General features: G+C 43.6%; 20 protein-coding genes. 2 read left to right on the top strand and 18 right to left on the bottom strand.

The features are described from left to right. The 14 genes from HOP08_00945 to HOP08_01010 all read right to left on the bottom strand — a co-directional run bounded on the left by HOP08_00945 (position 1) and on the right by HOP08_01010 (position 13,560). Positions 1–1,068 (bottom strand): cytochrome c oxidase subunit II, encoded by a 1,068-nt coding sequence (locus tag HOP08_00945; GenBank protein NOT73461.1) that lies wholly within the window; start codon positions 1,066–1,068, stop codon positions 1–3. A 75-nt stretch (positions 1,069–1,143) separates the two neighbouring features. Then, positions 1,144–1,326, bottom strand: a complete 183-nt coding sequence (locus tag HOP08_00950; GenBank protein ID NOT73462.1) for a DUF2892 domain-containing protein — start codon at positions 1,324–1,326, stop codon at positions 1,144–1,146. 12 nt (positions 1,327–1,338) lie between these two features. After that, positions 1,339–1,653: a hypothetical protein gene (locus HOP08_00955; GenBank protein NOT73463.1), complete on the bottom strand. Its 315-nt coding sequence runs from the start codon at positions 1,651–1,653 to the stop codon at positions 1,339–1,341. A gap of 37 nt (positions 1,654–1,690) precedes the next feature. Then, positions 1,691–4,882: an efflux RND transporter permease subunit gene (locus HOP08_00960; protein ID NOT73464.1), complete on the bottom strand. Its 3,192-nt coding sequence runs from the start codon at positions 4,880–4,882 to the stop codon at positions 1,691–1,693. A 71-nt stretch (positions 4,883–4,953) separates the two neighbouring features. Then, positions 4,954–6,048 carry an efflux RND transporter periplasmic adaptor subunit gene (locus HOP08_00965; protein ID NOT73465.1) on the bottom strand — a complete coding sequence of 365 codons (1,095 nt, stop codon included), beginning with the start codon at positions 6,046–6,048 and terminating at the stop codon, positions 4,954–4,956. A gap of 18 nt (positions 6,049–6,066) precedes the next feature. Further along, a complete protein-coding gene (locus HOP08_00970; protein ID NOT73466.1) occupies positions 6,067–7,395 on the bottom strand; it encodes a TolC family protein in 1,329 nt (442 codons plus the stop codon). 325 nt (positions 7,396–7,720) lie between these two features. Next, complete coding sequence (locus HOP08_00975) at positions 7,721–8,917, bottom strand: exo-alpha-sialidase (GenBank protein ID NOT73467.1); 1,197 nt, start codon at positions 8,915–8,917, stop codon at positions 7,721–7,723. Positions 8,918–8,954: 37 nt separating this feature from the next. Beyond that, the gene (locus tag HOP08_00980) at positions 8,955–9,119 is read right to left on the bottom strand and encodes a hypothetical protein (GenBank protein NOT73468.1); all 165 of its coding nucleotides are present in this window, start codon (positions 9,117–9,119) and stop codon (positions 8,955–8,957) included. Between the two features lie 19 nt (positions 9,120–9,138). Next, the gene (locus tag HOP08_00985; protein ID NOT73469.1) at positions 9,139–10,113 is read right to left on the bottom strand and encodes a YHS domain-containing protein; all 975 of its coding nucleotides are present in this window, start codon (positions 10,111–10,113) and stop codon (positions 9,139–9,141) included. Positions 10,114–10,138: 25 nt separating this feature from the next. After that, positions 10,139–11,038, bottom strand: coding sequence for a hypothetical protein (locus tag HOP08_00990; GenBank protein ID NOT73470.1), 900 nt, complete (start codon positions 11,036–11,038; stop codon positions 10,139–10,141). Continuing rightward, positions 11,035–12,075 (bottom strand): cytochrome-c peroxidase, encoded by a 1,041-nt coding sequence (locus HOP08_00995; protein NOT73471.1) that lies wholly within the window; start codon positions 12,073–12,075, stop codon positions 11,035–11,037. The genes HOP08_00990 and HOP08_00995 overlap by 4 nt, the downstream gene beginning before the upstream one ends. A gap of 52 nt (positions 12,076–12,127) precedes the next feature. After that, complete coding sequence (locus tag HOP08_01000; protein ID NOT73472.1) at positions 12,128–12,940, bottom strand: hypothetical protein; 813 nt, start codon at positions 12,938–12,940, stop codon at positions 12,128–12,130. 91 nt (positions 12,941–13,031) lie between these two features. After that, entirely contained in the window at positions 13,032–13,400 is a 369-nt protein-coding gene (locus HOP08_01005) for a hypothetical protein (protein NOT73473.1), read from the bottom strand. 91 nt (positions 13,401–13,491) lie between these two features. Further along, positions 13,492–13,560, bottom strand: a complete 69-nt coding sequence (locus tag HOP08_01010; protein ID NOT73474.1) for a hypothetical protein — start codon at positions 13,558–13,560, stop codon at positions 13,492–13,494. Here HOP08_01010 and HOP08_01015 point away from each other — a divergent pair. Then, the gene (locus HOP08_01015; GenBank protein ID NOT73475.1) at positions 13,552–14,172 is read left to right on the top strand and encodes an SCO family protein; all 621 of its coding nucleotides are present in this window, start codon (positions 13,552–13,554) and stop codon (positions 14,170–14,172) included. The two genes, HOP08_01010 and HOP08_01015, sit on opposite strands and share 9 nt — an antisense overlap. A gap of 379 nt (positions 14,173–14,551) precedes the next feature. Next, positions 14,552–15,688, top strand: coding sequence for a site-specific integrase (locus HOP08_01020; protein ID NOT73476.1), 1,137 nt, complete (start codon positions 14,552–14,554; stop codon positions 15,686–15,688). Between the two features lie 30 nt (positions 15,689–15,718). Here the strand turns inward: HOP08_01020 and HOP08_01025 are convergent, their stop codons facing one another. The 4 genes from HOP08_01025 to HOP08_01040 are packed head-to-tail and all read right to left on the bottom strand — an operon-like array spanning position 15,719 to position 19,237. Continuing rightward, entirely contained in the window at positions 15,719–16,396 is a 678-nt protein-coding gene (locus tag HOP08_01025) for a hypothetical protein (GenBank protein ID NOT73477.1), read from the bottom strand. Between the two features lie 17 nt (positions 16,397–16,413). Continuing rightward, the gene (locus tag HOP08_01030) at positions 16,414–17,412 is read right to left on the bottom strand and encodes a hypothetical protein (protein NOT73478.1); all 999 of its coding nucleotides are present in this window, start codon (positions 17,410–17,412) and stop codon (positions 16,414–16,416) included. Beyond that, on the bottom strand, positions 17,409–18,482 hold the full coding sequence (locus HOP08_01035; protein ID NOT73479.1) for a nucleotidyltransferase: 1,074 nt from the start codon (positions 18,480–18,482) through the stop codon (positions 17,409–17,411). Before HOP08_01035 ends, HOP08_01030 begins: the two co-directional genes overlap by 4 nt. Then, on the bottom strand, positions 18,479–19,237 hold the full coding sequence (locus HOP08_01040) for a nucleotidyltransferase domain-containing protein (protein NOT73480.1): 759 nt from the start codon (positions 19,235–19,237) through the stop codon (positions 18,479–18,481). The genes HOP08_01035 and HOP08_01040 overlap by 4 nt, the downstream gene beginning before the upstream one ends. Positions 19,238–19,242: the final 5 nt, after the last annotated feature.

The following is a 19,242-nucleotide window of genomic DNA, read 5'->3' on the forward strand; positions in this document are numbered from 1 at the left end:
CTATTTTAGAAGAGTTGCCTTTGGTATTTCCTGGTATTGATCCATTCCGGACCGTAGTTGTGCCAGTTCTCGTAGATTTTCAGGAACGTGAGCCATATACTCCGGATTGGACTTAAGCCAGGAATTTTGGTGCCGCTTCCATTTTTCAAACACATCCGGTTCATCAACAACCACAATCATTCGCATGGAAAAATGTCCCCTGCCGCATACCTCTGTACAGGCGATCTCATAATTAAAAGTGGGTGCACTTAACTTCTGTCGCATCTCTTCGGTCGATAAGCGCGGTTCAAACCAGAACGTAGTCAACATGCCCGGAACGGCATCTTGCTTCAATCGAAAATGGGGAGCAAATACACTGTGAATCACATCCCGTGACCAAATTCTCAATAATACAGGTTGGCCTTTTGGAACATGGATTTCATTGGTGATGAAATCATCGTACGCTGTCGGATCCATCATATCCATGCCGAATTCATTATTAGCATCAATCAACTGAACATTATGCTTTCCCAGTGATCGGTCCAAGCCAGGATAGCGAACTTTCCATCCGAACTGAAAACCCATGATTTCAACTAATTCTGACTCCTCCGGGGCCGTCGATTTCATTTTATCCCATAAGGGCACACCCCGAAGAATCAGAATTGTAAAGACGATGGAAGGAATAATGGTCCAGGCCAATTCGAGGTTATTGTTGTCGGCGTGAAATTTTGATCGTCTATTCTTATTATACCGAAAACGGTACGCCGCCCAGAATAAAAAAATATTCAATAGGACAAAGGGTATGAGAATAACCGCCATTACAATATTAAACAAGCTATCCGTCTCAAGCCCATGTTCAGACGCTGACTCCGGTAACAAATCAGCCTGCGCATAGAAAAAGTACCACCAGAAACCACCCATAAAAAGAAACAGGAACACGAGCATCAATACAGCATTTACTCTATTGCTGGTAGATTCCCAGACTGGCACTTTGCCCTTTATCAGATTCACGAGGTTACTGGTTCTGAAAATCAGGAATAAGATGATTGTCACTAATAAGCCCCCCACTACCATGATGATTACATCCATATCTCTAGTTTTATTTATGTTAACACATCAACTCACATTGGATCATTGAGTCCAGTCCTTGAGAAAACAATCCGATCACTTTACCTTTCGCCAATCCAAAATTTTCTCAAGAGGACAAAATCCTGTAAAAGAGGACTGGATGAGGTTGACTCCTACGAAAACAGAAAGCCAAAGCCATTGAATATTCACTCCATAGGACAGGCCAACACTGAGCAATACCATGAATCCCGCTACTGTTCGTACAATTCGTTCGCGCATAACTGGTTTTGATTAAATGGAATAATTTGATTTCTCGACAGGAACAATAAAAACGCGAATGGGAAAATCCGTTTCAGTCGCTTCGTTACCAGCCTTAATTAATTTCAATGCGTTTTCTGCACTGGTCTCGGTGGTGAAACTGAAAAAGAAAATTGAATCAAAATGTTCCTGACCGTTGCTGAACCAGCTGTCCAGCAGGTTAACGTCATGATTTTCTTTAAAGCCCATGGTTTGCGAGACGCTGAAAACCGTTATGCCTGCTTGTCCAAGCATTCGGGCGACTTCTTTTTGATATTCTTTCAGACAGGTTATTATCAATAGTTTCATAAGACCGAAGGTTTATAGTAGAGTATTGAGCTGAATACTATTTTGTAGAGCTGCGCATCATTTTATAATAGAGCAACGGGACTACCAGCAATGTGAGGAAGGTAGAGGTAATTGTACCCCCCATCAGCGAGATCGCAAGTCCCTGGAAAATCGGATCGAACAGAATGACGATAGCTCCCAACGCCACAGCACCTGCCGTTAACAATATTGGGGTCGTGCGGACTGCACCCGCTTCAATGATGGCTTGTTTGAGTGGAATACCTTCCTCCAGCCTTATATTAATAAAGTCAATCAGTAGAATAGAGTTTCGGACCATAACACCAGCCAGCGCAATAAAACCAATCATGGAAGTAGCACTGAAGTAGGCACCCATGATCCAGTGACCCAGCACAATACCCACAAGAGATAATGGTATTGCCGCCAGCATTACCAACGGGACGGTAAAATTCTGAAACCAACCGACAATCAACATATAAATAATGATGATCACGACGAGGAAAGCAATGCCCAGGTCACGGAACACTTCGTAGGTAATCTGCCACTCGCCGTCCCACTTGAGCGTAAAGTTATCTTCGAGCTCCGGCTGCTGACTATACGCTTCGCTGATGGAATACCCTTCTGGCACCTTTATACTTTTTATCTCTTCCGAAATTTTGTTCATCGCATAAAATGGACTCTCCAGTTCGCCTGCCATGTCCGCGACGATATACACAACACGTTTTTGGTTCTTGCGGAAGATGCTCTTCTCTTTTATACCTTTTGTAATGTGAACCAGGTCACCCACTGGAATGGCCTGGCCTTGTTGATTGATTATCTTCAGGTTGCGCAGGTCGTCGATGCTGGATTTATCAACATCGCTTAGTTGCAATACGATATTGACGGGTTCGAATGTTGCGGGTTTATGAAGCGTCCCGACATTCTTTCCAGCGAGTGCCGCGTTCATGGTCGCTACAACCTGGGCCGGCGAAATACCCGACAGCATGGCCTTCTCCTTATCAACCGAAAAATTATAGTGCGGCTGATCATCTTCCACCATCCAGTCCGTATCCACCACGTCGGCCGCGGCGTCGATTTTAGCTTTGATCTGTTTTGCTACCGCGATCTGCGCGTCATAGTCAGGACCATATACTTCTGCCACGAGCGTTGAAAGCACGGGTGGTCCGGGTGGCACCTCAACCAATTTTACATTCGCATTATATTTTTTGGCGATCGACTGAATCGAAGCTCTCATGGACTTCACGATATCATGACTTTGAATGCTTCGATCTCCTTTATCCACGAGGTTCACCTGTATGTCTGCTACGTTGTCGCCCTTACGTAAATCATAATGGCGTACCAGCCCATTGAAACTGATCGGGCCAGCGGTGCCGACATAGTCCTGGTAGTTGATAACCAATGGTTGCCTGGAGACGTAGGCTGAAATTTCCTGTGTTACCGCAGCGGTTCGCTCAAGGGTAGTGCCTTCCGGCATATCAATAATAACCTGGAATTCGTTCTTGTTGTCAAACGGCAACATCTTTACTGCTACCGATTTGGTATAGAACAACGACAGCGAACCCACCAGGATCACAACAATACTGACGATAAACGTCCATCGCTTCCAGCGAACTTCCAGCATCGGGTTAATGAACGCATAATAGATTTTATAAATGCGTGATTGCTCCAGTGATACTACGGGTTTCTCATGATGCCCTTCCTTCTCACGAAGAAAGATATATCCGAGGTACGGCGTAAGCGTTAACGCTACGATCAGTGATAACATCATCGCAATGGAAGCGCCGATCGGCATGGGACTCATGTACGGTCCCATCAATCCTGACACGAATGCCATCGGCAATACGGCAGCAATCACGGTGAACGTGGCCAATATGGTAGGATTTCCCACCTCATTGATGGCATAAATGGCGGCCTGCAATAATGGAAGGCGTTTCATTTTAAAATGGCGGTGCATATTTTCGGCAATGATGATGGAGTCATCCACGACAATTCCTGTAATGAAGACAAGTGCAAAAAGTGTGATTCTGTTGAGGGTATAGTCCATCATGTAGTACGCGAACAGTGTGAGTGCGAAGGTGACCGGCACCGAAAGAAATACAACCAGACCTCCTCTCCATCCCATAGCCATCATCACAAAAAGCGTAACGACAATAATGGCTACAAATAGATGGAACAATAATTCACCAACTTTTTCGGAGGCAGTCTCACCATAATTGCGGGTGGTCGTAACATGGACATCATCAGGGACTAAATCCTTTTTGAGATAGTCCACTTTATGAAGAATCAATTCAGAAAGATGCATGGCATCCGCACCTTTCTTCTTAGCAATAGAAAGTGTAACAGCAGGATATTCAGAATTAAATGACGTTGCCGCTGCAGGATCGGCCTGCCCATGTCCAAAGAAAACGTATTGACTTGGGGTGGCGGGGCCATCTTCGACGGTGGCGACCTGCTTTAAATAGACTGGCCGCTGGTCATTTACTCCAACGATCAGATTTCCTACCTCCTCGGCAGTGCTGAGAAAATTTCCCGTCTCTACAGAAAAAGCGGTATCACTCCTTAATAACGTGCCCGACGCGAGTTGGGAGTTACTTCCCTGGATCTGCTTATCGATGGAGAGAAAATCCACATGACTTTCGGCCATCTTCTCTTTATCGAGCATCACTTTCACTTCACGACTCCGGCCACCGGTGATCGTAACGGCTGCAACATCGGGAATCTTTTTTATTTCATTGGTTAGCTCTTCGCCCAGCTGTCGCAGGCGATAATCATCATACGTATCACTCCAGAGCGTCAGGCCGAGCACCGGAACGTCATCAATGGCGCGCGTTTTAATCAGGGGCAGCGTAACACCTTGCGGCATACGATCCATGTTCTTCATGATCTCATTGTAAAGCTTTACAATAGACCTCTCCACATCTTCGCCCACATAGAACTGCACGATCAGCATGACCTGGCCATTCATCGAGGTGGAGTAGACATACTCAACACCTTTTACATTGGACACAATCTTTTCAAGGGGGGCCGTCACCTTGGTCTCTACCTCTTTCGATGAGGCACCGGGAAAGCCAATAAAAATATCCGCAATCGGCACCTCAATCTGAGGCTCTTCCTCACGGGGTATGAGAAACGTGCTATATCCACCGATCAGCAGAAATGCAACCATTAACAGAATGGTTAGTTTCGAGTTAATAAAAGCACTCGCTATTTTTCCGGAAAAACCTTCTTGCATAAAATTCAGTTATTAAAATTTCTGTGATTGAAATGGATATACGATTGTCATATATCTTCAGCAATCATTTCTCAATTCGTGACCTCCCTTACCAACGCTCCATTATAAAGCTTGCCCTGGGCACTAAGAACAAATTTTTCATTCTTATCAAGTCCGGAGAGAACTTCTACGTCATTACCATATAATTTTCCAAGTCGCACCCATCGCAGTAAGGCCGTATGATGATCACTGATGGTGTAAATTCCGGTTAGCTGATCGCGATGAATGATGCTGGTGATTGGAACGAGTGGACTGCCCACATCCGCTATACCGGTCTTGCGATTGACAGGGATCAATACCTTGACATACATTCCTGAATAAAGTCCTGTATCGGAAGCGTCGGGCAAGGCAATCTTGATCTGGTATTGTCCCCCGGTTGAGTTTGATGATTGGCTGATCTCTGAAAGTATTCCCCTAAGGCGTTTGCCGATCGACTTGATCTCTACATTCACCGAGGTTCCCTTCTTAACTTTATCAATATCGCTTTCTGAAATGTTCGCTCGTACCTGAAGTCCCTGAGTTTGCTCAATGGCCAGAATGGGCATACCGGGGCTTGCCATGCTTCCGGGATCCAGCATCTTTTGAGTGACGACGCCTGAGAGTGGTGCTATGAGATTGGTGTAGGTTAACATTGCGTTTACTTCGCTTAGCATCTGTCGGGCAGATTCAAGTTGGGCCTTTGCAGAAGCGTATTGAAATGTTGCGCTTTCAAGTTCCTTATCAGAAGCGCTTTGCTTTTGATGCAGTTCGGTGAAACGATGAAAATCTTTCTCCGCATTGGAGAAGGCAGCTTGCCCCTGACCAAGTGCTGCCTGAGCCTGCGCTTTTTTTGCCATCAGGTCATCGTTGGCAATCGTGGCCAGTAGTTGACCCTTCTTAACCGGGTCTCCCACGCTGACATTTATTTTTTTGATATAACCCATAACGCGCGTGCTGATCATGGCAGCCTGCCCTGCTTCAACCCGACCACTGGCACTGATTCCCTGAAGGCCACTAATTGTTGGCGTGGCTAACGTAACATTAACAGGCGGTAATGATGGCGCTTGTTCGGTTTTGGCAGGGTCTGAACATGCACTCGCCAGAAGCACTGAACTTAACAGGATAACAGCTTTAAATGTATAGGTCATTGTAATGTTGATTTAGAATTAGTGTGTCGTGGAGGTCAAGAAATTCAGATAAGCAATCGTCACATGGTGTTTAAAAATGACCTGTGACAAGGCGAGCTTTTGCTGCGCCGACTGAGAACTGGCCATCAATACATCAGTTGTATTTACCAGACCTTGCTGATACCTATCCTTTAAAATGCGCTCAGCTTCTTCAGCCTGCTCGATAGCAATCCTGTATTGTTGAATGGCCAGCTCGGTGTCGGTCAACTGTCGGTAGCTTTTCTCCAGTTCACTACGACTCTGGTTTTTCTGCTCTTCCAATTGACGAACCAGTTTATCTTTCTCCAGATTTTTTGCCTCGATGGTATGCTTTGTTTTCGTGCCTTTAAAAATATCCCAGGAGAGCTGAAGGCCCGCTAAATAAGACTTCGAGTTGAAGCCAAGCGCTTCCTTATCATTCAGCTGATAGACGCCGAACGCATTGAGCTTGGGCAGGTAACTCATACTGCTGGATTTGCTCACGTAACCTGTTGACTCAATGGCCACTTGCAGTGCACGTAGGTCGGCACGTCCGTCAGAAACTTCGCTTGCTGCGCTAACCGTTTCAAATTTTACATCCGGCATTCTATCCACGAGGTAGACAACACCAGGTTGTTTGCCCATGAGTATACTGAGGTAATCGGACGCATTTTTAATATTGCTCTTTGCTTCTGAAAGCTGACGATCAGCCGTAGCCAAATGAATTTTAGAATTGAGTGCATCCGGTTTTTGAAGTAGTCCCTGCTGGAATCGGTTTTCCGTAAAATCAAAGGTTGCCTTCGCGGCCACATACGCTTCTTCCAAAACCGCAACGGTTTCATACGAAAGTTGTACCTGTAAATAGGCGCTCTGGACGTCAAACTGAATGTATTCTTGATTGCGTTGGGATTTCAGTTGAGAGAACTCGATTTGCTTTTGAGCTGCCTTGCGCAAATAGAGCATGTCGATGTTTAGCAACGGCAGTTGCACATCGGCACGCGTCATGTAGTTTTGAGTAGCGGACGGATTATTCATCTGGGCCGGGTTGAAATCATTGCCCGTTACAGACTGCTGTTGAAGCTTAAAGCCAAAAACGTTCAATGGATTGTTCGTGGTCATGGCCGTGTACGACACACTGGCCTGAGGTAGAAATACGGCATTGGTTTGGCGGTAGTTGGCTTCCGCTATCTTTTCGTCCGTCCGGGAAATAAGTATCGACTTGTTATTACCTGATGCTTCAAGGATGGCTTCTTCCAGCGAAATCGACACAGAAGCGTCTTGAGCCTGTAATCCATTGACTAATAAGAAAAATATCAGTGTCGTGAGCAGCGAATTCCTTCCGTTGAGCATTGTTATTGTTATTTCCCACAAAGCTATGGGGCCTATCACTGGCAATCTGTGATTGATGTCACACAGAAAAATGAAAGCCTAAAGGATTGGAATTCTCTTTTTTGAATCGCTTTGATCTGATCCTGAGGCACAGAAAGATCTACCTAACGCACATGCTCACAGCGATATCTCACCTCTTCTTAAAACCTGGAAAGCAGGCTACGGTTTCCGAACAAGTGAAATCGTGATCCTGGATGGAAGTCATAAACATTTGAAGACTTTATTATTCTATCCACCGAAATCGGAATTCGTTTTGAGGGGTGACAGAATTAACTAACCCGCTGTATTAGAATTTGAGCGTTGCAAGCCTGACCGTTTTCACATCATCGTCTGTCCATGCAAATATCAATTGATCGCCACGTCGTGTCATCTGCGGAAACCCACTGGAACGTGTGGACGATGAGGTTGCGACGATGAGTGGTTTTTCTTTACGGCCATCAAAATAGACCCTCGCTACTTTAATTTTGTCACCTTCCATCCAACTTACCGATGCTGATTCCTCATCCAGTATCTCAATATCAACGCGCCCGATGGTTGTGCTGTCATTAACCTGAATTGGATTTTCGAATGTTTTCCCTTGATCCCTGGAGAAAGCGACATTGACGCGCGATGAATCAGAAGGAGCAGTAAACCACGCCACTGCCACGAGCTGATTACTCGCTGCTACGTGTGGTCCGTTCACCGGACATCCATTTATTTTCCATCCATCATGATGGATCGCTTCAGGTGTTGTCCATTGATCGTTGACTAAACGCGTTATTGAAATATCCCGGATTTCTTCTCCAGAGCGATCGCGGTAAAGAACCACCGGTCCGGCAGCGGTGATGGCGGCCGTTGTCTGACAACAATCGCAGGTTCGATCATCAAGTTCCCATTCATTCAACTTTTTGCCAGTCCTGTCAATAATAGCCGCACGTAACGTCATTACTCCATGATGTCCTTCATGCTCTTCCATTCCTTCCATGACTGTGTTACGTCCGTCAAGCCAAGTGATGAAGAAGTCTTCTTTATAAGGAAGAATGGTGACGAACCCATGCTCGGCCTCTTTTCCATCATCATGTAATCTTGAGGGCGTTGTCCAGTGAATACCCGAATCTGAAGAAGCGACAAGTTTAACATCATAAGCGTAGGGACTGTCTCCGCTTCGCTCCAGAAAATGAGCCATGATCGCTTTGTCATTGATGGCTATAACAGGATAGTCCGCCCAATTCACAAACCAGTTCCTTCCTAAGGAGATTGTAATCGGCTCTGCCCATTGATCTTCGTTCAGATAGGAATACTTCAAAAAGGAACTGTCGTTCCTGGCCTCAATCCATGAAAGATAAACAACACCTTCATGACTGGTCGTCAGAAATGGCTCTCCGCTTTCCGATTTTGCGGGAGAGGGCAGTTGACGAATAATCGCTCCGACATCTTCTTTCCGTTCCAAAGAACAACCCACGGCAAGAAAAAAGAGCAACAGAGAGAACAGTTTGTTTATCATAGAAGCTAAAGATACAATCCTGGATATTTAATGACCCTCACTTTTGCATCCACCACCAGGTGAAGACAGAACCTGTCAATGCAAAAAAAGCGATCACGGTGAGAAAGAAAACGAATAGAATTATTAAAATCTCTCTTGTGAGTGCCTTGTCATCCAGTAGCTTTTCCAGCCGTCGTCGTCGGAGTTCAATGGAGTGTTTCATGGGTATATTTTTTTAATAGTCATTTACTTGCGACAAAAGAGCCAGGATCTTTTTCAAAGGACTCTTTACACATTTTACTACAAAATTTATAGGTCTTTCCTTTGTATACCGCAGAATCACCTGTAGCATAGTTGACTTTCATCTTGCAAACCGGATCAAGGAAGGATACCAACTTTGCCGCCTCGACCTTCGGCCGTTTGGTTAACGACAATTTTACTTCCTCCATTCCTGTTGAATACATCTTGCGCATCATGTCAACTGTTTCCTTATCCGTGTTGAATTCTGATCCTCCTTCGATGGGTGATTGGGGATCGTATTCCAAGTCCAGCAATGCCGCCCTGGCATAAGGCTCACCCATGATATTGGCAACCAGGGCAACGCTCATATCCATTCCCGCTGTCACTCCGGCAGAAGACCAGTATTTACCATCCCGCACCCATCGCCTGTCATGTATTTTAGCACCGAACTCATTTTTAAGAATATCTTTTCCAAACCAATGTGTAGTAGCGTTCTTATCTTTTAATAATCCCGCCGCCCCTACGATCCAGGCACCCGTACAAACGCTGGTGGTATAGGTAGTTGTCTTGTCTATTCTTCGTATCCAATTCAGAACGGCTGTATCTTTCGTCATGAGATACGTTTCTTTGAAGCCACCGGGAACAACGAGGATATCAAGGCTGTCGACGTCTTCAATGGATCGATGTACGTCTATTTTTATTCCGCCACCGTTGGTGATCGTTCCTTTCTGCTTGGCGATAAAAAATACGTTTGTTCCCATCATCTCCTTCAGAACATGGTGAGGTCCCATCGCGTCCAGCGTCGCAAAACCATCATATAATAAGATACCGACGGTCCTGATTTTCTTTTTGGGAGCATCTCCGATCAATTGCAAGGTCGGGTCCAACAATGGGCCGGTCTTAGTGTCATCTGACTTGCTATTGCAGGATGATAAAATAATTGTAATTATCAGCCATAGAAAAATTGATTGCTTCATATTTCTTGATTTTAAAAGCTCCTGATTAAAATAAAACCGTCATATGAATCATCGCCCGTTCATGTGCGTTGATTCTTCCATTAGCAAGGTTCTGCGAAACAGGATTTCGGTAGTTGAATCCAACTGAATACCTGCTCCAGTACATTTCCAATCCACCGGCAGCAAACAGTGCCGTGCCCCCGGTATCAGAGATCGTAATTCCATCGGATACATTCACACCTGAATTTTCGTAGTAGGCTCCCAGGTATGGCATGAGTCCAACCTTCTTCACCTGCTGAACAAAAACGAATGACGCGGTGCCGGATATTTTGTTACCAAAATGATAACGTTGCTGATTATCTGAATTGATCTTGTAGGTGATATCGGAATTCAATCCAATTTTTTTATAACGCACGGTATAGATTGTGTTCACCATGAAATCAAGGCTCCCCGTACCGAGCTGAAAGTTGGGATTGGCTACCTGATCGGGTGAATCCTGGAACTGATATTTTCCGGTAGGCAGTTTGATGCCTCCCCCCAACCATAAATTGTGATTCACCTCACGCAATGGCTGGTCGGTCGTGTTGATGACATTGTAATTCGCCAGTATGGGAATATCACCTAACCCATTGAGATAAACTTTCCCTGTCGTGGTAGTCTGCTCATTAAAATGGTAAGCTATCAGTGATATCACCTGTAGCTTGGGCGTAATGTAGAAACGGGTCCAAAGCTCTGTGCTTTGAAAGTGTTCACTAGTAGCTAGACTTGGATGCAAACCCACGTGTGAATTGAAATCAGACACCTGGTAGCGAACGCCAACGAAATTCTTGTGAAACTGAGGCAGGATTCCAAGATAGAAATTTCCGACACCGCATCCGCAGAATTCACAGGCGTGTGCCTGCTGAACAGCAAGTATTACAAATATTATTGTTATAATCTTTTTCATTTGAGAAATGGATTTGAAAATCGCTTATCGTGAGTGTACTCGGTGTCTGTAAGGGTTTTAATAAAGGAGATGATATCCAGCTTCTGCTGTTCGGAAAGAGAAATGCCTTTTACGCCATTGGAATTCAAAATCGGATCAAGTGTTTCTGAAACAATCACATTACTACCATAGTGATCGAGCACCTCTTTGAGTGTATTGAACCTGCCATCGTGCATATAGCGTTTCGTCACGTCGGCGTTACGTAAACTCGGAACTTTAAACTTTCCCCTATCGCCCGAAATTTCTGTGATCCGTTGCCTTCCGCTGTCTAGAGCGAAAGAAGCATCGAGTCCATTGTTACGAAACGATCCATCCGTGAACAAATCGGTGGCATGACAGGAAGAGCACTTTTGTGAAAACAATGATAGCCCGTTTAACTCTTGAGACGTCAGGATCTCGCCTTCACCTCTAACGTATTTGTCATATCGTGAATTGGATGAAACCAACATACACATGAATTGTGAAAGCGCGTACAGCATCTTTTGACTCGTAACTTCTTTTGATCCAAATGCTGCGTTAAATTTTTCCGGATACGTTTTGCCTCGTTCCAGCTTCTTTAAAACATTCACCAGCTTCTCCGCCATTTCAATATTGCTGGTAATCGCATTGATGGGGACGAAGTCGAGATGGTTGGCTCCTCCATCCCAGAAGAAATGAGTTTGAAAGGCCATGTTCTGAATCGCCGGTGCATTGCGAACTCCGTTGACATCACCCACACCTTTACTAAAACGGTGTACGGGATCAGCAAATGCCGTCACCTGCTGATGACAATTAGCACACGCAATGGAACTATCGGACGACAAAACGGGATCATAGAATAATGCGCGTCCTAGTTCAAAACCATCTTTCGTAACAGGATTATTTTCAAATGTGTAACTGGCTTTAGGGAAATTGGATGGTGTGGTAAAAACATAGGGATCTGCCACCGGAGAAACTTTCTCCGGTGTACAGCCCATTATTACTGTTGCCAGTAGAGCGATGGTAAAAATTCTGTTCATCGATGGCGGAGAATATCGTGGCAATGGATTGCCCGATAATCACTCCTTTAGATCAATTCGCGTGAACGTGATCCACCGTAAACGCCTTGGAAATGTTACCCGCAAGGTCCACACAGGCCTTTGGTGTATGACGACTTGCATTCGTCGCAAACGTCAGAGCAACACCAGGACCGTTAAAGAACTTTTTAATATCCATGATCAAATGAACTTCAGGTTCATGACCAACTTTTACCGGTGCAGAATCCCCGTTGAAGCCAAGCGTTAACGTTTTGACATTATTAGCAGCGATGCTACTCGATGCATCTTCTTTATAGCCACCAACATGGTACTGAAACACATTGTCAGTTTGAGTGGATACGGGTGACACACCTTCTACTGCAAAAAAGATATAACCGGTGTTCCAGCTCCAGAATAAACCCTTTGCAGGATCTAGCGCTCCGGTTTGGGCACCCTGGTTTACCTGGCTTGCATCAACACCTACCGTAAACGTTACTTCTGTATAATCTCCAGCTGGAACATTCTTCAGCACGATGTCCTGTGATTCAGCATCTGTTTCATCAATAAGATAATATCCCGCTGACCCGTCCGATTTTATTTCGTCCGTGAAGACGGTGCCGTCCGAACGTTTAACTTTAACGTTACTTATATAATAGGTAAGCCAGGTGATCTTGAATGCCTCTCCTTTTGAATTTACATAGGGCGTGTTGGCGGTGTTCATTTGCAGATCCGCATCGCCGGCAACATTGTCAAAATGCAATGTCAACGTACCCGGACCCGGCGCCACTTCATCCTTCTTACAGGAAGTGAACAATACGGAAATTGAAAATATAGAAATAACGATAAGTGAAAATCTTAAAGACTTCATAAATGAATTAAGTTTATAAATTCTGAAAATAGACTAATGGTGGTAATGAGCATTACCAGAAATCTGATCGGAGAAGATCAGTCAGAATGAACTAAACTAGTGGTGGATGAAAGATGTCTCCCGGAGGTGAAGTGTAGGATGCAGAGTGGTAGCCAGTACCTGAAACGCTCAATTCAAACCGGATGCCTGAAGGAATGCCAGATTCAATGACTGCAAAAAAAAGATTGATCTCTGTAGTTGTAGGAACAGGAGAACGCTTTTCCTCATTATTGTCCTCCGTGACGATCACAAGCGATTGTTGATAATCCCCCTTACACATGGCGATGACTTTTTCAGCCGTCAATCCCAGGGAGAAAGCAATCTGGTGGCGCTGCTCGTATAGATAAGAAAGGGCGCCAAGCCTGCCTGCGCAATGAAGCGTCATGCTCAGGATAATAACATAGCTGGCGAATTTTCTCACGGATCAAAAGTAGGATTTTTTTGCAAATTATTCTCCGAACTGTGGTGCTTTCTCGACTGTTATCGTCGGAGAAGGCAACTTATTGGCTATTTTAATCACATCGAGTATCTTTCATATAATACCATTTACCATTCTCTGGAACCTTAGACTTATGCGCCAAATAGTATTTTTCATCGTTATCGCTGCCTTTGTTATCATGTCAGGCTGTTCCTCAAAGGACAAAACACTTCCCATCTTCGGCCAGCGTGCCGTGAACGGCGCCGACACGGTGTACCATCAAATCGCACCGTTCCGGTTTGTGGACCAGGACAGCGCTACTATCACCAATGATAATTTCAAGAACAAGATTTACGTAGCAGATTTTTTCTTCACCACCTGTCGTACTATTTGCCCTATCATGAAAACACAGATGTTGCGTGTGTACAAGGCAACGAAAGACATGCCTGATGTCCTCATTTTGTCGCATACTATTGATCCGGAATATGACACGGTCGCATTGCTTCATGATTTTGCCAAGCGGTTAGGTGTTGAAACTAACCGATGGCATTTCGTCACCGGTAAGAAGGATTCTATCTATAGGATTGCACAGACTAGCTATTTCGCAACGGCAATGGAGGACAAAGCTGAGCCGGATGGGTTCATTCACAGTGGAGCTTTCCTTCTAATCGATAAGAAAGGCAGGATTCGTGGCAAGTATGACGGCACGATTGAAAGCGATGTCGACCGGCTTGTAGAGGATATTAAACTTCTTCGGACTGAATCCAGTTTGTGAAATTCCCGGCTGAAAAAATGCACTATTAAGTAATGCCTTTTAGGATTATCCGCTGACGTCGTTTCGAGCGTAACGATGTTCTGTCTTGTACAATGTTATCAGATTCGGACTGATTTGAACTAAAATAAAGATTTCATCAATGGCAAGTAGGATTTGGAAGGCGTTGAGGATGAAGGAATTAGGCAGTAACAAAATAATAAGTGAATGTTGAAGGCTTTATTGATTATCAACTAGTTGACACGCCGATTGGCCCGATTCTTAAGCAGGCGCAGTTCATTTTTGTTACTCGTTTGTTACTCCCGAAGCTGAGTAACAAAATTTGAACACTAAACTTGTGCATCAATAGCTCGTCTAATTGTGCACATAATTTTCATAAGCCATGCGAACAAAGGATATGGATCTCAACGGCAAAGAACCCGTCCGACTCAGACGGAAAAAGCTACGCAACGGTGACTACTCGCTCTACCTGGACGTGTATTGGAATGGCAAACGGTCATACGAGTTTTTGAAACTTTATCTGAGCGGTGAATGGGGAAAGGCAGCGATAGAAAAGAACAAACCAATTATCGAAATCGCTCAGCAGATAAAACACAAACGAATTCTTAGTCTTCGGATGGTTAAGTATGGCCCTTCAAACATATTACCACGTCCAAGCTTCCTGGAATTCTTTACTGAACTTGCTGATCAGCGCGCCAAATACAAAAATAATTCAGAGAACTGGGCAGGGGCATTGAAACACCTGACAACGTTCATTGGAAATAAGAACCCACGGTTAGATGAAATCGATGATGCGTGGTTGACGGAATTCAAATATTACTTACTAGAGGAACATAAAGAAAAAGGTAAGCGATCATTGATGGCTAACACCGCCCACTCCTACTTCAACAAAGTACGGTCAGCCCTTACAAATGCATTTGATCGCAATCTCATCGAGAAGAATCCCGCAGCCCTGGTGTCAGCCATTCGGGTTAAAGAAAGCAAACGGGAATTTTTAACAATCACCGAGGTCAGAAAGCTTGCAGAAGCACCGTGCGAAGAACTCTATCTCAAGGAAGCATTTCTGTTCAGCGTTCTAACCGGCCTAAGGTGGTCCGATATTTTTCATCTTACGTGGAATGAAATCCATGAGAACGAAAATGGAGCCTACATTCATCTCGAGCAAAAGAAAACAAATAAATATCTCGTTCTGCCTATTACAAACGAAGCATTACAATTGCTTGGAGAGCGTAAAGAACCTGTTGAGCGCATCTTTAATTTCCTGAGATACAGCTCTCAAACAAGCGTCTGTCTTTCCCGGTGGATGTTAAAAGCTGGCATCACTAAGAAAATCACCTTTCACGCTGGTCGCCATACGCACGCAACTTTGCTACTTTCAAAAGGTGTTGATATTTCTACTGTCTCAAAGTTACTTGGCCATAGGCACCTGAAATCAACTGAGCGATATGCACATATTACAGATAATCTTAAAATTGAAGCAATCAACAAACTTTCACTAATACCCACCGAAGAGGGATAACTTTCTGTTCCAGACCTAATTCCAACCCCTCTAGTCAATTTTTCGTGCTTGCGATCCAATTTCCTTGAAAACGAATTTCAAATAGGTCTCCGCGACATTACAGAACTTCTCCAAAAAACGTCGATCCGACACAACAAAATTATCATCCTCCTTAAACTTGATATGACCAACTTTCTTAAGAAAGTTTTTCAATTCATCACCCATAGGACTTTCTTTTGTAGAAGTGAGTTGCAACGAACTATGAACGAGCTTATTCCGTGCCCCCCTAAAAAGCAAGATTTCATTCCAAACATCTGAATCTAGGCTGCATTTAAAAAAGTTCTCAAGATCCTTTTTATAACCGACTACTATATTTTTATGTTTGACTTGAAATTTTTCGCCCAGAGAGTGACGACAAATACCCTGTATTGCATTCTCAAACATAGCAAAGACAGAAATAAACGAGCTATTAAATAATAATTGTTTAAACGTAGTGCCCATTTGATAGGGATCCTCCAAAAGGTTGTCAATAAACTCACTCCTTGTATCTTCACGATCTGAGCTATCAATCATTGTCTTTGCAAAATCTTCGATTTCGGAAACTTTAGCTGTTAACGCATTATCCATTTCAAATAAAAACAGACCAACTTCGCGAAATTCATACAAGATAAACTGCTTATACAATGCTATTGCTTTTGTCTTTTGAAATTTTGATCGATCGAGTGGCATTGAAATGAGTAAACTTTTTAGCTTAATTCTTCGATTTCATTTACTTTAAAACCTTCAGACATGTTTATGAAATATTTTGTCTTTAGCTCTCCGACTAGTTTAAATAGTTCCATAAATCTCCAAGCAGGCATCTGTGCAGCTACATGCACCATAGTTTCAAGTTGATTATACCATTGATCAATGAGCAGCGTGTTCGCCTCATTAGCTACTTCTATTCGAACTTCCTGGCCCCCAAAAATTTCGGTGCCAGCTAGATATCCATCGTTCATTTTCAAATCCACCAGTTGAATAAACATTAAAGTCCGAGGAGCATAGTGGCTATCCTGATCAATCTCCTGAAGTTTCAACAAAGGGAAACAGCCCAAATAATATCTTGGGTCTCCCGTTGAGCAATCTATATATGCAATTGCTAGGTCGGCCAATGGAATAGTTTCGGCGGGCGTGCACAATGTCATTCGCATCTTACAATTCTTCGTCAGCCAAGTATTCAGCTCAATAGCTAATACATTGCGTTTATTCAAATTTGGATCATATAGCTCATTTATTAAAAAAATCAATTCATTAATTCTTGTCAAATTAATACCACCAGCAAATCCATGTTTTTTTGGATGCGCATAATAGTTTCTGGTACCTCTGAGCAAATCAGCACTAACAAAGTAAGTTTTATCAAAATAACCATTTGAGCCAAGCCACTCGAATAGATTCTTTAGATCCCGGCGTGGCTCACCCTTTTTAATCTTTTTCTTCCATGGTTCACCTGTTACGGTTTCATACTTCCATGCCATTGCCATTTCCATGAGCATAGACATTTGCGCAGCAGCAATATCAAAGAATTCATATTCAAAATAGCTATACGCCATTAGTTTACGTATTGCACGATATTGCTTCCTGACTTCCTCGTTTACACTTGGAATAAGATCACATTTTGGCAGATAGCTTTCCTGGAACGACTCCCAAGTATGTTCATTGAAGGCCGACCACTTCGGATCGCGCTCAAGTGGAATAAATTTGGTCATTTCATTCTATAAATATGGTCTCGTAATTCGATAAGAGTCTGTTCAGCGTGCTTCGCACTGGGTTGATCCGGAAGATCAGATGAAGTAAATAGTTCATTTATGCGAACTATTTTTTCTTCCGCATCCTTGACAAGGTCTTCATACAAAAATTCCCCAGATCGAATTCTTAAAAGATACTCTCTTTCAGGACGCCTTACATTTACTTGTTTATACCTGGCAATTTCTTCAGCCATATTAAGCAGGCGAAATACATGCATCATGTTTTTAGCATCGTAGTTCTTCCCGTGACTAATTGTATTCTCATAACGCTCATCGTTACGCGACTCCACCCAATCCCAATATTCCTTATAATCTTTGCAATAAATAGAATAACCGTCCTTGTTAAAATTCATAACGGCGAAAGGTTGCAGCCCTCTGGGTATGGATGTTAGCGAGACATCATTGGCGGCGTCACCAGAATAGATTCCACTAAACAAAGTGCCACTGCCCGCTTGTGAGGAATGAAATAATGTATAAATATCCCGCATATGGTCAACTCTCACCAATCCACATTCCTCCTGCTTAAAGCCCTTGCCATCTAACCACTTTTCAGCAGGCACAGATCCCTGCCCCTGTATCACAAAACAGAAGTCGAGAATTGTCTTCCGTTCCTTTTCCATTGGATTTGATATCTTCTTATTCAGCCCTTTCGCTTTCTTTATCTGAGCGTAAGCGTATTGTCCGAATGTCTGATTGCATAATCGTGACAGGAAATGCTCCGGACGAATCAGATCCATCACTGGATTACGATGAATAATACAGTCCTGTGGAGTACTCAGGAGTTCAATGATATTAGGATTGTTTTTGAGCAGTAAGTCCACAAACTTTTTTAACTCGTAATACATCTCATCATTGCTCGCATTATTTACCTGATCAGAGTATGTTAATCCATAGAATTCATTTTTCGGCAGAACAAATACTCCTTTCAAATCGATATCAGAATGCGGCAGCGACAATCCGTACGCCTGACTACCGCTGATACATTTCAGTAAAAGGCACGAAGGATTATCGTTAAGTTGTTGCAATGTCATTTCAGAAATTTTCTAAATAGTTGATTCAGGTCTTCATGATCATCCGAAACAGCGCGCGCTAATGGTTGATGATTCTCATTGTACTCCTGGCTATTAGTAATCCAGGCATTCAACTCCTTAATCGGTTTAATGGTAAACGTCTCATCTAACTTAGACTTTTGATCCAAGAGATCATTCACAATACCCTGTAAATCTTCATCGAGAAGAATGCGAAGCTTTCCAAACTCCATTGGAGGAACTTCATTGTAGTCAAGTATCCATTTGCACGCGAGCAATGGCCTTAATGCATAGAAATATTTCTTCAGCTTCACTTCTGCTCCGGAAAGATCCGGTCCGGCAATCACCGATTTAGCCATACTCAGATAATGGTGAAACATTCCCCTTGGCGAAAAATACCTTGGCATCAGCGAATTCATCTCCGCATGAAACTCAGGATTAGACTTATAGACTATTGGCGACTGAAGCCATTCAAATACTGGCGCATTGGACTTCCGAAATAGCTTTAACGCCTTGCGAAGGTCCCAACCGTTGATATCCAGAACCGCATCTATTGGAAGCTCGATGACGTCTCTTTGTTCTTCAATACTCAAATAATATTCCTTACTATGAACATATATAAAACGAGCATCGAAGTCACTATCAGGTGATGGGAAACCCCAAGCACGACTGCCAGATTCAGCAGCATACAAAATACTTACATTGTGACCAATTTCACTTTGAATTAATTGAGATTCTATTATGTGTCGGATGTTCATCATAA

Source organism: Cyclobacteriaceae bacterium (assembly GCA_013141055.1).
GTDB lineage: Bacteria > Bacteroidota > Bacteroidia > Cytophagales > Cyclobacteriaceae > ELB16-189.

What these genes read in the sequence shown, in the direction of transcription:
- HOP08_00945 (NOT73461.1), bottom strand. Translation starts at nt 1,068, where the DNA reads ATGGATGTAATCATCATGGTAGTGGGGGGCTTATTAGTGACAATCATC.
- HOP08_00950 (NOT73462.1), bottom strand. Translation starts at nt 1,326, where the DNA reads ATGCGCGAACGAATTGTACGAACAGTAGCGGGATTCATGGTATTGCTC.
- HOP08_00955 (NOT73463.1), bottom strand. Translation starts at nt 1,653, where the DNA reads ATGAAACTATTGATAATAACCTGTCTGAAAGAATATCAAAAAGAAGTC.
- HOP08_00960 (NOT73464.1), bottom strand. Translation starts at nt 4,882, where the DNA reads ATGCAAGAAGGTTTTTCCGGAAAAATAGCGAGTGCTTTTATTAACTCG.
- HOP08_00965 (NOT73465.1), bottom strand. Translation starts at nt 6,048, where the DNA reads ATGACCTATACATTTAAAGCTGTTATCCTGTTAAGTTCAGTGCTTCTG.
- HOP08_00970 (NOT73466.1), bottom strand. Translation starts at nt 7,395, where the DNA reads ATGCTCAACGGAAGGAATTCGCTGCTCACGACACTGATATTTTTCTTA.
- HOP08_00975 (NOT73467.1), bottom strand. Translation starts at nt 8,917, where the DNA reads ATGATAAACAAACTGTTCTCTCTGTTGCTCTTTTTTCTTGCCGTGGGT.
- HOP08_00980 (NOT73468.1), bottom strand. Translation starts at nt 9,119, where the DNA reads ATGAAACACTCCATTGAACTCCGACGACGACGGCTGGAAAAGCTACTG.
- HOP08_00985 (NOT73469.1), bottom strand. Translation starts at nt 10,113, where the DNA reads ATGAAGCAATCAATTTTTCTATGGCTGATAATTACAATTATTTTATCA.
- HOP08_00990 (NOT73470.1), bottom strand. Translation starts at nt 11,038, where the DNA reads ATGAAAAAGATTATAACAATAATATTTGTAATACTTGCTGTTCAGCAG.
- HOP08_00995 (NOT73471.1), bottom strand. Translation starts at nt 12,075, where the DNA reads ATGAACAGAATTTTTACCATCGCTCTACTGGCAACAGTAATAATGGGC.
- HOP08_01000 (NOT73472.1), bottom strand. Translation starts at nt 12,940, where the DNA reads ATGAAGTCTTTAAGATTTTCACTTATCGTTATTTCTATATTTTCAATT.
- HOP08_01015 (NOT73475.1), top strand. Translation starts at nt 13,552, where the DNA reads ATGCGCCAAATAGTATTTTTCATCGTTATCGCTGCCTTTGTTATCATG.
- HOP08_01020 (NOT73476.1), top strand. Translation starts at nt 14,552, where the DNA reads ATGCGAACAAAGGATATGGATCTCAACGGCAAAGAACCCGTCCGACTC.
- HOP08_01025 (NOT73477.1), bottom strand. Translation starts at nt 16,396, where the DNA reads ATGCCACTCGATCGATCAAAATTTCAAAAGACAAAAGCAATAGCATTG.
- HOP08_01030 (NOT73478.1), bottom strand. Translation starts at nt 17,412, where the DNA reads ATGACCAAATTTATTCCACTTGAGCGCGATCCGAAGTGGTCGGCCTTC.
- HOP08_01035 (NOT73479.1), bottom strand. Translation starts at nt 18,482, where the DNA reads ATGACATTGCAACAACTTAACGATAATCCTTCGTGCCTTTTACTGAAA.
- HOP08_01040 (NOT73480.1), bottom strand. Translation starts at nt 19,237, where the DNA reads ATGAACATCCGACACATAATAGAATCTCAATTAATTCAAAGTGAAATT.